The organism is Chryseobacterium sp. VD8, from assembly GCF_037149975.1.
GTDB classification, from domain to species: Bacteria; Bacteroidota; Bacteroidia; order Flavobacteriales; family Weeksellaceae; genus Chryseobacterium; species Chryseobacterium indicum.
Window position 1 is genome coordinate 1 of the sequence record NZ_JBBCQL010000452.1, and the last position, 603, is coordinate 603.

The following is a 603-nucleotide window of genomic DNA, read 5'->3' on the forward strand; positions in this document are numbered from 1 at the left end:
GCATTCGTAGAAATCGCGCCTGGTGTTGAAGGATTAATCCACGTTTCTGAAATGTCTTGGTCTACTCACTTGAGATCTGCAGGTGACTTCGTAAAAGTAGGTGATGAGGTAGAAGCTGAAGTACTTACTTTAGACAGAGAAGACAGAAAAATTTCTTTGGGTATCAAGCAATTAAGCAAAGATCCATGGGAAAATATCGAAGCTAAGTATCCTGTAGGATCTAAGCATGTAGGAACTGTAAGAAACTTCACTAACTTTGGTGTATTCGTAGAGTTAGAAGAAGGTATCGACGGTTTAATCTATATTTCTGATCTTTCTTGGACTAAGAAAATCAAGCACCCATCTGAATTCTGTGCAGTTGGTGATAAATTAGATGTTGTAGTTCTTGAACTAGACATCCAGGCTAGAAGATTATCTCTAGGTCACAAACAATTAACAGAAAACCCTTGGGATGCATTCGAAACTAAATATGCTGAAGGAACAGTTCACGCTGGTAAAGCGGTAGAAGTACACGATAAAGGTGCTTCTGTACAGTTCGAAGATGCTGAAGTAGAAGCATTCTGCCCATCAAGATTATTAGAGAAGGAAGACGGATCTAAAATC

1 protein-coding gene is annotated in these 603 nt (G+C 39.0%); it reads left to right on the plus strand.

Annotated features, from left to right (window positions below):
* Positions 1-603 (plus strand): S1 RNA-binding domain-containing protein (locus tag WFK35_RS22990; RefSeq protein ID WP_336734979.1); only part of this gene is annotated, 603 nt, incomplete at both ends.